Source organism: Runella sp. CRIBMP (genome assembly GCF_009905605.1).
Lineage (GTDB): Bacteria > Bacteroidota > Bacteroidia > Cytophagales > Spirosomataceae > Runella.
In genome coordinates, this window is the sequence record NZ_JAAAKZ010000030.1 from 12,864 (window position 1) to 27,110 (window position 14,247).

At 42.2% G+C, this 14,247-nt stretch carries 11 protein-coding genes; 7 read left to right on the forward strand and 4 right to left on the reverse strand.

Annotated features, from left to right (window positions below):
- Positions 1–251: 251 nt before the first annotated feature.
- The gene (locus GVN20_RS28835) at positions 252–1,334 is read left to right on the forward strand and encodes a tetratricopeptide repeat protein (RefSeq protein WP_166561664.1); all 1,083 of its coding nucleotides are present in this window, start codon (positions 252–254) and stop codon (positions 1,332–1,334) included.
- 55 nt (positions 1,335–1,389) lie between these two features.
- Complete coding sequence (locus GVN20_RS28840; RefSeq protein WP_166561665.1) at positions 1,390–2,256, forward strand: DMT family transporter; 867 nt, start codon at positions 1,390–1,392, stop codon at positions 2,254–2,256.
- Between the two features lie 5 nt (positions 2,257–2,261).
- On the opposite strand, the gene GVN20_RS28845 is transcribed toward GVN20_RS28840, so the two are convergent.
- The gene (locus GVN20_RS28845) at positions 2,262–2,822 is read right to left on the reverse strand and encodes a hypothetical protein (protein WP_166561666.1); all 561 of its coding nucleotides are present in this window, start codon (positions 2,820–2,822) and stop codon (positions 2,262–2,264) included.
- Positions 2,823–3,287: 465 nt separating this feature from the next.
- Here GVN20_RS28845 and GVN20_RS28850 point away from each other — a divergent pair, with 465 nt between their 5' ends.
- The 5 genes from GVN20_RS28850 (at position 3,288) to GVN20_RS28870 (ending at position 10,567) form a co-directional block, all read left to right on the forward strand.
- On the forward strand, positions 3,288–5,783 hold the full coding sequence (locus GVN20_RS28850; protein ID WP_166561667.1) for a YbcC family protein: 2,496 nt from the start codon (positions 3,288–3,290) through the stop codon (positions 5,781–5,783).
- 8 nt (positions 5,784–5,791) lie between these two features.
- Positions 5,792–7,660, forward strand: a complete 1,869-nt coding sequence (locus GVN20_RS28855; protein ID WP_166561668.1) for a proton-conducting transporter membrane subunit — start codon at positions 5,792–5,794, stop codon at positions 7,658–7,660.
- A 180-nt stretch (positions 7,661–7,840) separates the two neighbouring features.
- A complete protein-coding gene (locus GVN20_RS28860) occupies positions 7,841–8,629 on the forward strand; it encodes an endonuclease/exonuclease/phosphatase family protein (protein WP_166561669.1) in 789 nt (262 codons plus the stop codon).
- Positions 8,626–9,489 (forward strand): AraC family transcriptional regulator, encoded by an 864-nt coding sequence (locus tag GVN20_RS28865; RefSeq protein WP_166561670.1) that lies wholly within the window; start codon positions 8,626–8,628, stop codon positions 9,487–9,489. Before GVN20_RS28860 ends, GVN20_RS28865 begins: the two co-directional genes overlap by 4 nt.
- 172 nt (positions 9,490–9,661) lie before the next feature.
- The gene (locus GVN20_RS28870) at positions 9,662–10,567 is read left to right on the forward strand and encodes a dihydrodipicolinate synthase family protein (RefSeq protein ID WP_166561671.1); all 906 of its coding nucleotides are present in this window, start codon (positions 9,662–9,664) and stop codon (positions 10,565–10,567) included.
- A 444-nt stretch (positions 10,568–11,011) separates the two neighbouring features.
- Here the strand turns inward: GVN20_RS28870 and GVN20_RS28875 are convergent, their stop codons facing one another.
- From GVN20_RS28875 to GVN20_RS28885, 3 genes are all read right to left on the reverse strand, one after another.
- Complete coding sequence (locus GVN20_RS28875; RefSeq protein ID WP_166561672.1) at positions 11,012–11,575, reverse strand: AraC family transcriptional regulator; 564 nt, start codon at positions 11,573–11,575, stop codon at positions 11,012–11,014.
- Positions 11,569–12,402 (reverse strand): helix-turn-helix transcriptional regulator, encoded by an 834-nt coding sequence (locus tag GVN20_RS28880; protein WP_166561673.1) that lies wholly within the window; start codon positions 12,400–12,402, stop codon positions 11,569–11,571. Before GVN20_RS28880 ends, GVN20_RS28875 begins: the two co-directional genes overlap by 7 nt.
- Positions 12,403–12,522: 120 nt before the next feature.
- On the reverse strand, positions 12,523–13,260 hold the full coding sequence (locus tag GVN20_RS28885) for a LytTR family DNA-binding domain-containing protein (protein WP_166561674.1): 738 nt from the start codon (positions 13,258–13,260) through the stop codon (positions 12,523–12,525).
- Positions 13,261–14,247: the final 987 nt, after the last annotated feature.

Consider the following 14,247-nt stretch of genomic DNA (forward strand, 5'->3'; position numbering starts at 1 on the left):
CATTATAAATAAACAACGAAAAAGTACCCCTAAAAGTTCCTCTTAAAATTGTTTCATATTGTAATGTATTTGCCTAATTAACAGATAGTTAATTGATTTATTTTGCGCTTAAAATTAGTTGCTTTTGAGCCTCTAAAAGAACAGCTTTCTTGGTATGACTTTTCCAATAAAAGAGGTTGTAATTAAAAAAAACAGTTTCGGTAAAACCTCCGTGGAAGGCATTATCTTTGTGACTTCAATATCGATTATTTATGGCCCCATTTTTCTTCAAAAAAGCCCCCACCCGAAAAACCTTCATCCAATTCGTTTTTTCGGGTTACGTTTTCATTTTGTTCTTCTTTACCCTGGTTCTCACGGCTTGTTCTGACCAAAATCAGAGTGAAGCAGCGCAATTTTTTTTAAAGGGAAATCTTGCGTTAGAACAAAAAGAATACGCCAACGCCATTCGTTACTACAACGAGGCCTTGGAGAAAAAAAAGGATTTTGCGGATGTTCACAGCAATCGTGGGATTGCTTATTTGCGGATAGGCGAGTGGGACAAGGCACTGGAGGACTTTAATCAAGCCCTTGAGATTGATAAAGACTTTGCCGAAGCCTATTTCAATCGAGCAGGTGTATTGATTGATAAAAATGAGTTTTCGATGGCGGCGGCCGATTTAGAGCAGATTCGTAAAGTGTACCAAGATTCCTCCAATTATTACTTAAAATGGGGCGATTTAAAATCCCAACAGGGTTTTTATGAACAGGCGCTTTCGGAATACGACCGTGCGCTTGCTTTGCAGGCTGGAAACGTGCAGGCGCGGGTCAACAGAGGGGTTGTTTATTTTGCCAAAAAAAATTTTAAAGAAGCACAAGACGATTTCGAAAGCGCCCTTAAGCTTAATCCACAACAGGACTTGGCTTATAATAATTTAGCCCTGATTTTTGCCCGTAATAACCAACCCGAGAAAGCCCTGCAATTCATTAATCGCGCCTTAGATTTTGACGTAGTCAACCCGATTTATTTAAACAACAAGGGTTACGTACTGCTGCTGCAAAATCAGTTGGAGGAAGCCAAAAAGCTGATTGACCAGTCGCTGGCCAAATCGCCTAAAAACAGTTATGCACACCGCAATGTAGGTCTATATTTTCTCCGTAAAGGACAAGAACCCGAGGCTTTGGAAGCACTCCAAATGGCGTATAATCTCGACCCTTCCACCGACCAAATTCACGCTTGGCTCGGCGAAGCACTTTTGTTAAACAGTCAAAAAGAAAAAGCCTGTAAAATGTGGCGACAAGGACAATCTTTGGGCGACGAAGCATCTTCTACCAAATACAATCAACACTGTAAATAATACTTTGACGCGCTAAATACACCTTTTGCTCACTTTATAACCCACCTTTATTTTCTTGAAAAATATTATCATTGGCTTATTTTTTGCGGCTTTGTGGGCGTCGGCTTCGGTAGCTACTAAATTTGGCATTAGATCGGCCGACCCGCTTATTTTGGCTAATGTGCGTTTTTTGATTGCGGGCAGTTTGATGCTCGGCTTCGCTTACGTGGTGCAAGGGCGTAAAAACCCACTACCCAGAGGTAAAGAGTGGGGCCAACTCCTTATTTTTGCTTTTCTCAATACAACGCTGTATTTGAGTGCCTTTGTGATTTCAATGCGCGAAGTAGCGGCAGGTATCGGCAGTCTTTCAACGGCCACAGGCCCACTTTTTGTGATTATCATTTCGACGTTGTGGCTTCAGCGTCGATTGCGCTGGTACGAGGTGGTCGGCGTAGTACTTGGACTATCTGGGGCGGCAATGGCCACTTGGCCTTTGCTTCAAAACAGCTACGCTAGCCCAAGAGGATTATCCATTCTGATGGCGGGGATTGTGGCCGTATCGGCGGCGAGCGTTTATTATTCCAAAGTAAAATGGCAATTATCCAACCTGTTGATTAACGGTTGGCAAGTAATGCTCGGTGGACTGATGCTATTGCCATTTACCATCTATTTTGCCGATTGGCAACGTGCCCAATTGGATATTCAATTTTGGGCTTCCGTGGCGTGGCTAATTATTCCAGTGTCGGTTATTTCGCTGCAACTTTGGTTTTATTTGTTGCGTCTTGATGCGGTAAAGGCTTCGCTTTGGCTGTTTTTGTGCCCCATTTTTGGATTTACTTATTCCAACCTCCTGCTCAATGAGCCGCTCTCTTGGCATACTTTTGCTGGAACAGCCTTGGTGATTTCGGGCCTCTACGTAGCACAGCGCGATAAATTTTCGTAAATTTATTAGAATACCTTCTTCAAACTAAGGCCAAACGCCACTGCGTTGTTGGGTAAGGGTTCGGCCGAAAGCCCAAGGCGTGGCCGGCCCAAACGCGAATTGTAGATATTGACGGCTCGCCGCAGTTGAGCGTTTGCGACGAGATTGGAAGTCAACGAAACACCGATAGCCCCAAAATACGTAATCCAGAACGTCTGACGACTTACGCCTCTTCCACCCACCGAACGCGACGTAACCAAGAAATAGATACCCGGCAAAGCCGATATTACGGAGCCAACCGCGCGTATGGTACGCGCCCGGGTAAAATAACGATTCACCTCTGGGTCATCCATTTCACCAAAAGGAATTTCTAGAGAATATTGGTTACGGAGGCGTTGCCCACCGTAATAATACCGTCCGTTGCTGCCGATAATAATGGGTTTTAAATGAATATTTTCCAATAAAGGTTGAAAAAAAGCAGTATCTCTCCGCGGAATTGGGGGTTGCTGTGCGAGCAGCGATGAAGCTGCAAAACATAAAATAAAAGCAGCGATAAGCGGGCGGTTGTTCAGTTTATTATTCTTCATTCTAACGTATGTTAAAAACAAATGGGCTGTTGAAAGCAATGGATTGAAAACGATTTAGAGGGCATAAGATACTATAAAAATGCTCACCTCCCTTTGAATTTTCAGAGATGCCGCTGGAAAATCTCAAAAATATTGAAAATCAATACATTAAAATAGGATTAAAAAAAGATGAGGTAACTCTAAATTTTAAGACCATTTTTCTGTTGTCAAAATCAAAATGATGATATTAATCATTTAATAATCAAATGTTTAAATATAAATTGATTTTATTTTTAGCGTCAAAAAATCAAAGCCTCTGTTCTTGAAAAATAAAGTACTATTTCTATTTTAATGGCAAATTAATCTCTCGAAATTCTTCTCGACGTAGATTTGAATATTCATTAGCAAAAACGGCGCTGCCCGATTGCTCAACTGCCGTTACTCAATCCGTCTACTGAGTTCATAGTAAACACCATAGTTAAGTACATGAAAACACATGATTCATTGTTCGATGAACACGAAGTGCTCCATGATTTGAAGCACTTCTTACCCGCTCAAGCACCACTCAAAGACTTTATCCACCACAATACACTGCACGCATTTCAGGCGGACAAATTTTACGAAGCTACACAAAGAGCATCTGAATTGTTTGGATACAAAGTCTCGCTTTCGTTGGATGAATTCCGTGAATTATATAAGTCGGAGCGCATCAAAAAAGAGGTGCTTGACAAAATCATTGTCGAAAAGAAAGGTGCAAAAGCCCTTAAGGAATGGCAAAACAACCTTATTTCGAAAAAATACGCTTCAGCGGCCTTACCGAGGGTTGGCGCATTGCGGGCCAACTGGAAAAAGCATTACCGCATTGATTTGGATTCTCTGGTGCATCCGATTCTTTTCCGAGTGCTTTGCAGTTATCTTGACCAAGGAATTTCGATTTGGAATTTCCCCATTAAAGACAAAACGTTTCTTGCTTCCATGCGGGAGCTAGAAAAAAATAGTTTTTCGAGTATTTTTCGCTCTTCTCGCGCCAAAGATTTGCTTTTAAACGGCAAGTGCGAAATCAGCTCGTTGTTGAAAATTCTGGTAGGAAAAAAAGAACTATATCAACAATACCTCTACGATCAGCAATTCGCGCATCAGGGATGGTCGGGGATGGTATCGGCCATTGAAGACCAACCGCAAACATTGCTCGACCGCCGCAAAATATCACTCCATGATGTGGTTGTGTTTGAACTTTTATTGGAAATCGACGCCCTTGACTTTCACTGCGGTGGAGATTGGCAACCGTTAAAAGAGCGCATTATTCAAGCGCCCACGCCACTTTTTGCCCCCGTCGAAAAAACCGAACTGAACGAAGTACTTGCGCTGTGGCAAGAGGCTTTTGAATGGAGTTATTATGACCAAGTACTGACAGGAATTCAAAGTAAAAAGAAGGAGAGCGTTGATACCTCTCACAAAAGCTTTCAGGCCATGTTTTGTATCGACGACCGTGAATGCTCCCTGCGCCGCTATCTGGAAGAATTTGACCCCGCCTGCGAAACCTTTGGTACACCTGGTTTTTTTGGGGTAGAGTTCTTTTACCAACCCGAAGACGGGAAATTTTATACCAAAGTTTGTCCTGCTCCCGTCACGCCCAAATACTTAATTAAAGAAATTGGCAATAAACACCGACGCAAAAAAGATGTACATTTCAGCAAACACTCCCACTCTTTTTACGGAGGTTGGCTGATTTCCCAAACACTGGGATTTTGGTCAGCCGCGAAGTTGTTCATCAATATCTTTCGGCCTTCGATGAGTCCTGCTACGGCCTCTTCTTTCAAACACATGGACCGGTTTTCGACGCTTACCATCGAAAACAAACACGCAAATCACCAAGAAAACGACCTTCAAATTGGGTTCACGATTGATGAAATGGCCATTCGTGTCGAAAACCTGCTAAAAAGCATTGGTTTGGTAGATAATTTTGCCCCCATTGTGTACGTGATTGGACACGGAGCAAGCAGCGTAAACAACCCTCACTATGCCGCCTACGACTGCGGTGCCTGCGCGGGTCGGGCTGGCTCGGTCAACTCGCGGGTGATTTCTTTTATGGCCAACCACCCCAAAGTCAGGGCTATTTTGAGCGACCGAGGCATCATGATTCCTGCCGATACCCAGTTTATAGGTGGCCTTCATGATACCACCCGCGACGAAATAGTGTACTTTGACGAAAACGCGCTCTCGCCCAAAAATCAGGAAAGACACAAAAAGAATGAAACAATTTTTGAGAAAGCGTTGGATTATAACGCCAAAGAACGCTCTCGGAGATTTGAATCCATTGATACCACACTGAGCCCTCAAAAAATCCACGAAAAAATCAGAACCCGCTCAGTGTCGTTGTTTGAGCCTCGGCCAGAGCTCAACCACGCCACCAACGCCCTTTGTATCATTGGCCGACGGAGCTTATCGAAAGATGTTTTTCTGGACAGACGAGCGTTTTTAAATTCATTTGACTACCAAGTAGACCCTGAAGGAAAGTACCTACTCAATATTCTCAATGCCGCCGCGCCCGTATGCGGAGGCATTAATCTGGAGTACTTTTTCTCGCGGGTAGATAATCAAAAATTGGGGGCCGGAACCAAATTGCCGCACAATGTGATGGGGCTTTTTGGCGTTGCCAACGGAATCGACGGTGATTTGCGCCCCGGACTGCCGAGCCAAATGATTGAGGTACACGACCCCGTACGCCTTCTGATGATTGTGGAACACTTCCCTGAAGTAGTTTTGAAAACGATTCAAAAAAATCCCGCAACCTACGAATGGTTTATCAATGAATGGGTCAATTTGGCCGTGATAAACCCCGAGACACAGGAAATTTCAGTGTTTAGAAACGGTGATTTTGTGCCTTATAATCCTTTGGTAAATCACGTAGACACGGTCAACGACATTACATCTTTGTTGGAAACTCACCACGAAAACCTTCCCGTTTACTCACTTAGCTAGTTATTGCCATGACCTTGTTCCTTCATATTTTTATTCTGCTCCCAGTTCTTGGATTTATCATCAGTTTATTGGTGCCTGCGCCCAAAGAAGGCGTTATTTCGGGCGTTGCTTTTGGCACGGTGGGCTTGCATTTGGCTTCCACGATTGGCTTTATTGGGTATTGGTTGTTGAATGGTCGCCCCATTCTGAATATCAAAGACATTGTGCTTTTTAAAGCCACGGGGTATGAGTTTTTTATTGATTTTTGTTTTGACGAAATCGGAGCTACCTACCTTTTTGTTGGCTCGTTTTTGACTTTCCTGGTCACCATCTACAGCCGCTATTATCTCCACCGCGAGAGCGGCTACAAGCGGTTTTTCAATACGATTCTGTTCTTTTATGTAGGCTATAACATCATCATTCTCTCTGGCAACCTCGAAACCCTTTTTGTGGGCTGGGAGATTTTGGGAATTTCCTCTTTTCTATTGATTGCCTTTTATAGAGACCGTTACCTTCCGGTTAAAAACGCCGTCAAAGTATTTTCCATTTATCGAATTGGCGATGTGGGCCTGATATTAGCCATGTGGATGAGCCACCATTTGTTTCATGAAAACATTACTTTTCTGAAATTAAATAATTATGAACTCGTCCACGAACACCTCCAAAGCCATACTTGGATTGGGGTTTTTATCTCGATTATGATCTTGATTTCGGCAGCGGCAAAATCAGCTCAGCTCCCGTTCTCCTCATGGCTACCCCGCGCCATGGAAGGGCCTACGCCCTCGACGGCCATTTTTTACGGCTCACTTTCGGTACATTTGGGCGTGTTTTTGTTATTGAGAACCTATCCTTTTTGGGAGCACCAGCTCTCGGTCCGGATTCTGATTGCGGTATTGGGGCTACTTACAGCGGTGATTACGACGGGAATTGCCCGGGTTCAATCGTCAGTAAAAAGTCAAATTGCGTACGCATCTATTGCGCAAATTGGGTTGATTTTTATTGAAGTGGCAGCAGGTTTGGAAATACTGGCGATGTTTCACTTTGCCGGAAACGCTTTCTTGAGAACGTATCAGCTGCTGGTTTCACCGTCGGTGGTAAGTTATTTGATTCGCGAACAATTCTACAACTTCTCTCCTCGTGCCCGTTCTATCGAACATTTCTTCCCCAAAAAACTAGAATATACGCTCTATCTATTGAGCATTAAGGAGTGGAACCTAGATTCGTTGATGTACCGTTATTTATGGAATCCATTAAAATGGGCGGGTAATAAAATGAATTTCCTGACCGTCAATCGGCTGCTGATTTTCTTTATTCCTACCTACGTCATTGGATTGGTTTGTCTTTACAATGAAGAACTGATTCCCACGAATATCCACGCTTATCTGCCTATTTTCTTTTCGCTGATTGGGCTGTTGATGGTATTGAAATCCTTTACAGAACGCCGAAAAGCGCCGATGAGTTGGATATTGGTCATAATGAACCACTTTTGGATTGCGCTGGCGGTTTCGTTCAACGAACATTTCAAAAACGACCAGACAATCTTGTACCTCAGTGGCATTATTGCGTCGGGAGTTTTAGGCTATTTCTGTCTTACAAAACTGAAATCCATTGAAGGTAACATTGACCTAGACCAATTCCACGGGCATTCGTCCAAACACCCCAAGCTGGCTTTTATTTTCCTAATGGCATGTTTGGGGGTTTCGGGTTTTCCCATTACACCAACTTTTATTGGGGAGGATTTGATTTTCAGTCATATCCACGAGAATCAGGCTATTTTGGCATTGTCGGTTTCTTTGAGTTTTATCATTGACGGACTGGCCATCATCCGGATTTATGCCCGGATTTTCTTAGGGCCACACGTAAAATCAGTGTACGAAACGGCCTATCGTTCTTCATAGATTCGATATTGTCTGTAGTTTATTTGTTTAGTGTTAGTAGTGATACCGAAAGAGGCTGTCTATGAAGGCAGTCTCTTTTTTTTACAGACCTCAAAAGAGAATGAATGGGGCATTTCTCAGATTTGAATTGATGATTCGATTATCTTTGTTTGCAATTGTTTCCCTTAACTCCGTTGGACTGTGCGCGTTTTTAACTATTTTTTGTTGTTATTTCTGGGGTGTTATGCTGGGATTTCTACCTATGGACAGAAGTCAAAACCTGCCCCAATCAAGTTGAAAGTGATGACCTTCAACATTCACCACGGCGAAAATAACTTGGGCAAAACCAACCTGACCCGCGTGGCAGATTTAATCAAAAAGCACAAGCCCGACTTTGTAGCTTTGCAAGAAATTGACAGCGGAGCCACGCGCTCGGGGAAGTTGAACCAAATGCGAATCTTATCGCTGTTGACGGGCTATGAGCAGGCCTTTGGTAAAACCATTGATTTACAGGGCGGAAAATACGGCCTTGGCATCTTGTCGACCCGCCCGATAGAGGCAGTTCAGCGGCTCAAGCTCCCCAATCCAGATTCCACTGAGCCGCGCTTGCTGATGTGCGCTTTAGTGGATCTCGGCGTTAACAAATACGTTCGGTTTTGCACTACACACCTCGACCATCGGTCGCCGCTGAATCGAGGCCTGCAAGCGGCGGTCATTAACGAAAATTTACAGAATAGTCTATATCCAGTGATTGTAGGCGGGGATTTTAACGCCACCGCCGATGAGCATACCCTTGAAGCAATGACCAAATACTGGAACGACGCGGGCGCAAACACCGAAGGGGCCACGTACCCAGGCAACGGTAAGCGAATTGATTACTTTTGGACGCACAAAGAAAGCCCGTTTAAGGTGCTTGATTATCACGTCTTGTACGAGCCTACCACCTCCGATCACCTTCCCGTAGTTGTTACTTACTCATTCGAAAAATGAAAGCACTGCTTTTTCGCGTCCCCACCGTTGATGACCGCTCGTTTCGGGTGCAGGTAGATCACGATAAACACTTTTACCAGCGTCTTCATTTTCACCCCGAATTTCAGTTGACATTGATTAAGGAAGGCACTGGAACATTGGTGGTTGGTGACCGCATTGACCGTTTTCAACCTTATGATTTAGTACTGTTGGGGGCCAATGTGCCGCATGTGATGCTCAACGATGTGGACTATTTTCAACCAGATTCGCAGCGTCAAGTCATGGCGTATTCATTCTTTTTTAAAGAATCTATTCTGGGCGAAATTTTCATCACATCACCCGAATTGATGCACATTGCTGAATTGCTGCGAGAAGCCACGCATGGGGTACGGATTCGATTTTCGGGGCCTAATTCACTCACCGATAGGCTAGAAAAAATAAATGAACTCCGTCCTTTTGAGCAATTAATGCTGCTGCTAAACACGCTTGACACCCTTACGCTCACGCCCGACTGCGAACGTCTATCGGGAACATCCTACAAAAATCCGAACAAGCCCGTTGACCATCAGCGATTAGAAAACGTTTTTAACTTTATTCTGACCAATTATGCCAACGCCATTACCCTCGACGACATTGCGGGTGTGGCCAATTTGACGCCTCATGCATTTTGTCGGTTTTTGCGGGTTCATACCCGTAAAACCTTCTCCCAACTACTCAATGAAGTGCGGATTGAGCACGCTTGCCGGTTGTTGAAAGACTCCACGCAAAGCGTCAGCCAAATTGCTTTTTCGTGCGGGTATGCCAATTTGTCTAATTTCAATCGACAGTTTAAACAGGTAACCGGTATGCCGCCACGCGACTACCTAAAAAAAACTAATTGATGCAAAGTGATAGTTCTTTATCCATTTAGAAGAAATAAAATGTAGTTTTTGAATAAAATACTATTAAAATCAGTCAACTGGCGAAAAGTTTGGCAAGCTCAGGCACGTTAATTTTGTAGCATACAAACTAGTTAACATTTACGTTTCTGCATAATCTCAAAACTTTCCTCATATGAAGCCCAATTGGATAGGCGTATATCCCGCCGTGACAACAAAATTTTTTGAAGACGAAACCCTCGATCTCAAAACGTTTGCCTACAACATTGACGAACAAATCAAAGCTGGCGTACACGGCATTATCATCTGCGGTTCGCTGGGCGAAAACAGTACGTTGACCTACGCCGAAAAGCTGGAGCTTTTGACGGCGGCCCGTGAGACTATCGCCGACCGCGTACCGTTGATCATCGGCATTGCAGAAAACATCACCCGCATGGCGGTTTCGTTCGTGAAAGAAGCGGCGGGTGCGGGCGCAGACGGCTTTATGCTGTTGCCCCCCATGCGCTACCCATCCGATGAGCGCGAAACGTTGCATTATATGCACACCGTAGCAGATGCAACTGATTTGCCCGTGATGATTTACAACAATCCCGTGGCTTACAAGACCTTGGTCACTATTCCGATGTTCAAAGATTTGGCCCAAAATGCCCACTTTGAATCTATGAAAGAGTCGACGGGCGATATTCGCTACATGACCGACATCATCAACGAACTCGGCGGTCGTTTTAAAATCCTTTCGGGCGTAGATGATATGGCGTTGGAGAGTCTCCTCATGGGAGCCGACGGCTGGATTGCTGGTTTGGTAGACGCGTTCCCGCGCGAAACGGTCGTGATTTATGAATTGGCCAAACAAGGTCGGATTGAAGAAGCCCGCGAAATATACCGTTGGTTCTACCCGCTGCTGCACTTAGACGTATCGACCAAGTTTGTGCAAAACATCAAATTGGCCGAAGTGGCTACGGGCTTAGGAACAGAATACGTGCGCCAGCCGCGTCTGCCGTTGATTGGCGCCGAGCGTGAGCACGTGCTAAAAGTTATCAATGATTCATTGGCGAAGCGGCCAGTTTTGCCTGCGATATAAAATCTCTCAACCGCAAAGTTCGCAAAGAATTGTCTTTGTGTTCTTTGTGCACTTTGCGGTTAAATTCTTTAACTAAGCTTCACCCTTCTCTATCTCTTCATACTGCTTTGCACCCGCACTGAGCCACTGTTGGTGCGTGTTCGGCACTTACCCAAATCTTCACTTTCTTGACCCTCAACGTCGAACTGACAGTTACCCCAATCATAATTTAAAATTTTTGGAGAGCGTTAGATTTTTTTAGGATTATGTTCTAATCAAACCTATCTGTTTTGGGAAGTTTCCTACCTTTAGAAGAACACCTTTTACCTGATTTTATTCTAATCTATTTTGAGTTGATGCGTGTGGAGAAAATGGCTGATTTGCTCAATGTTTATCTTCTAGAAGATAAGAATTATCCAAACTCATCTCCGTAGAAGAAGAGCTCACTTTCAAAAGGTTTTCAAATTACAGATGATCAGGCTGGTTTTTTTTCTGTAGATTATGAATGTCCTGATATTTTTTAGGCGTCACCCCGACATATTTCAAGAAAACTTTGTTGAATTTGATGTTTTGCGAATACCCGAATCGTTGGGATATTTCAACCGCTTTAAAACCCTGCAAGAGTAACGTTTTGGCATACTCTATTCGTTTCTCCATGAATAATTGGTAAAAGGTTTTTCCATACACAGCCTTAAATCTATTTTTAAACGACCCGATAGAAATCCCTACTTCAGCCGCAATTTCATCCGCTTTGGGAGGAAACTGCTCTAGATTACTTGTAAGGTATTTTAAACAAATAGATTCAAATGCGTCGACCTTCGAGTTAACAGAGACAAAAGTGCTGTCGGTCTTCGTATCCTGCTCCGTTTCGGAGGTTGAGCCAATTGTTTGGGGTGAGTCTTGGCTATAAGTTGAAGAGGTCAGAGTAAAAGTTATCTTATTGGACATCAGTAGTGTAACTACCGTTTGGGCGTTTTCGGCTGGAATCACAAATTCAACAGTCGAAGGGTGTTGGATCATATTCACCATTTTTCAAAATAGGAAGTATTGGGTGAATAATTGAATTTTTGCTTAAACACACGCGTAAAACTTGAAGGATGGTGATACCCCACTTGATAGGCTACCTGCGTAATAGAATATTTTCCTGTTTGAAGCAATCCCTGAGCATACATCATTTTTTTATCCAAAATGTGCTGATGGGGGCTAGTACTAAACAATTCAGAAAATAAAATTTTGAATTTACTCACACTCATTCCAGCCATTTTTGCCATTTCGTTGATTGAAGGAGTAGATTTCTTAAAATCATACGTTATTTGCGCCTCCACCTCTTTAATCCTTCGTAAATCAATTTCCTTGAAATTCTTCGCAGTTTTGCTTAAAATTTGTGTGTAAAGATCATCTATAAAAAGAAGGATAAACTGAAAAAAATAGCTTTTTGCCAGTAAGTCAGGATTGACGGCCTGCTGATATTCTTTGTGGAATAGTGAGTATCTCAAAGTGAATAAACTGTATTGATTGTTCCAGTTACTTAGCACTTTAGGGATAAAATCATCTAAGTCTGAGGAAAGATTTCCAACCTGATTAATAAGCCAATCTGTGCGAATTCCCATCACAAAAGGTCGTCCGTGATCATAAAAGATACTTATTAAACAGTACTCACCTTCAATGATATTTTGAAGTGAATCAGTTAAGGCACGTAAATCTTTGTTGTTTTTGGGTAATATTGAAAAAAAATAAGTGTAGTCCGATCCAAAATCGAACAATTTAAGGTTGTTTTTGACCCTTGCTCCGCTGGGTTCATCAAAGGGTTTTCTTTTAAAGTACGTTAAGCAAAAATCTGACTTTATACTGGCCATAAGGTAATGCACTGTATGTGTACAAAACCAAAAATGGTATATTTTTATATTCCATATGGAGTAGAATGAATTAAAATGCGGTAAATGGTATATTTTTGGCGGTAACTGGATAATTTTGGGTTATATATGTCGTTTTAGAAAGCTGTTCAGCTCTTTTCTAAAACTCTTCCCCACTGGAAGCACCACTTGCCCTGCTAGTTTAAGTGTATTGGCTTCCGATTGCTGAATATGTATCCTGTTGACCGCAAATTTGTGATGGATACGAATAAAATGTTCGTTTAAATCTTCTCCCAACAGCTTAGTTAATGACTTTTTTAGCACGTACCTTTTAGAGAGCGTATGTATGTAACAGTGGCTGTCGTCGGCTTCGATATAGACAATTTCAGTAAACCAAACCTGCTCCTGATGACCTGACTTGCTGCTCAAGTACAGGTAGTTTTTGTCAATAAAATTATATTGTTTACTTTTTTTTTGCGCTTCTAAAGTGTTTTCAATGGCTGATTGAAGCGTAATAGCATGAAAAGGTTTAATCAGATACTGAACACTGAGGTTCTTTTGTGCCTCTAAAAATAGCTTTTGGTCTTGGGAGGTGGTCATTAGTACAACGGGGACGAGAGTATCCCTAAGTATTTTTAAAAGCTCTATGCCAATAGGTTTGTTGTCAATCATAATATCTGATAGAACCAAGTCAACTTTGTGGTTATTGAGATACTTAACCAGATCTTCTAATTGCGTATAAGTACCCCCTAAGTGGTACTTATATTGAGAAGAAATGAGCTTGGCAAGCATAATTTCTATTTTGATCTGGTCAATTGGGTCATCTTCCAGCATAGCGATTACAATATCACTGATCGGCATATTTTCTGTATTTGTGTACAGATTCAAACAATTTATTATGCATTATGTTTAAATAATATCCAATTTAGCCAAAGCTTTTGAGGTATAAAAATAAAGCCGTGGGCTGTTTGAAACTATGGCGATGATAAAAATGCCATTTTGGATAAGTTAAAAAACGTTTTGGCTAATTTGCCAGCAATTTTGAATTAAAAATAAACAACTAATTTTAATTCAAAATTGTGGCATTCCTTCTATATAGCTCACCCTCAGGGGTAAACGTTGGAATACTCATCGCAGTACTACTATGCTTTATCTTGAACGTTATGGTATAATTATCAGCTTCTACTTGCCTCATACATCATTGATGATACCTTTGTGGGCTGTTATTCTCTCGCCTCATCCATTGTCCAGAGAATGTTTTTAACAAAAATGACTTTGGACAGTATTTTTTTAGCTGAAAATATTCTTATTCACCAATGCTCATAAGAATTAAAAGCTCTTCCCTACCCAGAAATTAAAAAATTATGTCACTGTATATTGTAAGATTTTATAAAGGCCTAACGACTGGCTTTTTATTGTTTTTGAATTTCCTCTTTCTATATTCTGCTCGAAGACAAGACAACGGCATCTACAACTTTTTCAGGGATTATTATTTGTTGACAGCCCCCCTGAAGCCTTAGAAAATATTATTTACGCTCATGGAAACCATTCAATACAGTTTTCTTCACGAACAGATATGACTCCAATACAGTCGCTAGGGGGTAAGTGCCCAATTTGGGTAATATTTCGAAACCATAAAAAGCCTCTATACTCATTAACAGTCTGCTATTTGCTTTTTAATGAGTAATAAAACCACAAAGCGTGGGCCGAAGCCAAAAGAACAGTGATGTCTCTACAAATACCCGACGTGTTAGAACTCAGGGCTGATCCTAACATTTGTTGCAGTTCTACGAAACATGCTTGATACTACCAGAAAATACCCCGCAGGTATTTTGGGAAAATGCAGTA

What these genes read in the sequence shown, in the direction of transcription:
- GVN20_RS28865 (WP_166561670.1), top strand. Translation starts at nt 8,626, where the DNA reads ATGAAAGCACTGCTTTTTCGCGTCCCCACCGTTGATGACCGCTCGTTT.
- GVN20_RS28850 (WP_166561667.1), top strand. Translation starts at nt 3,288, where the DNA reads ATGAAAACACATGATTCATTGTTCGATGAACACGAAGTGCTCCATGAT.
- GVN20_RS28845 (WP_166561666.1), bottom strand. Translation starts at nt 2,822, where the DNA reads ATGAAGAATAATAAACTGAACAACCGCCCGCTTATCGCTGCTTTTATT.
- GVN20_RS28885 (WP_166561674.1), bottom strand. Translation starts at nt 13,260, where the DNA reads ATGCCGATCAGTGATATTGTAATCGCTATGCTGGAAGATGACCCAATT.
- GVN20_RS28870 (WP_166561671.1), top strand. Translation starts at nt 9,662, where the DNA reads ATGAAGCCCAATTGGATAGGCGTATATCCCGCCGTGACAACAAAATTT.
- GVN20_RS28855 (WP_166561668.1), top strand. Translation starts at nt 5,792, where the DNA reads ATGACCTTGTTCCTTCATATTTTTATTCTGCTCCCAGTTCTTGGATTT.
- GVN20_RS28875 (WP_166561672.1), bottom strand. Translation starts at nt 11,575, where the DNA reads ATGGTGAATATGATCCAACACCCTTCGACTGTTGAATTTGTGATTCCA.
- GVN20_RS28880 (WP_166561673.1), bottom strand. Translation starts at nt 12,402, where the DNA reads ATGGCCAGTATAAAGTCAGATTTTTGCTTAACGTACTTTAAAAGAAAA.
- GVN20_RS28835 (WP_166561664.1), top strand. Translation starts at nt 252, where the DNA reads ATGGCCCCATTTTTCTTCAAAAAAGCCCCCACCCGAAAAACCTTCATC.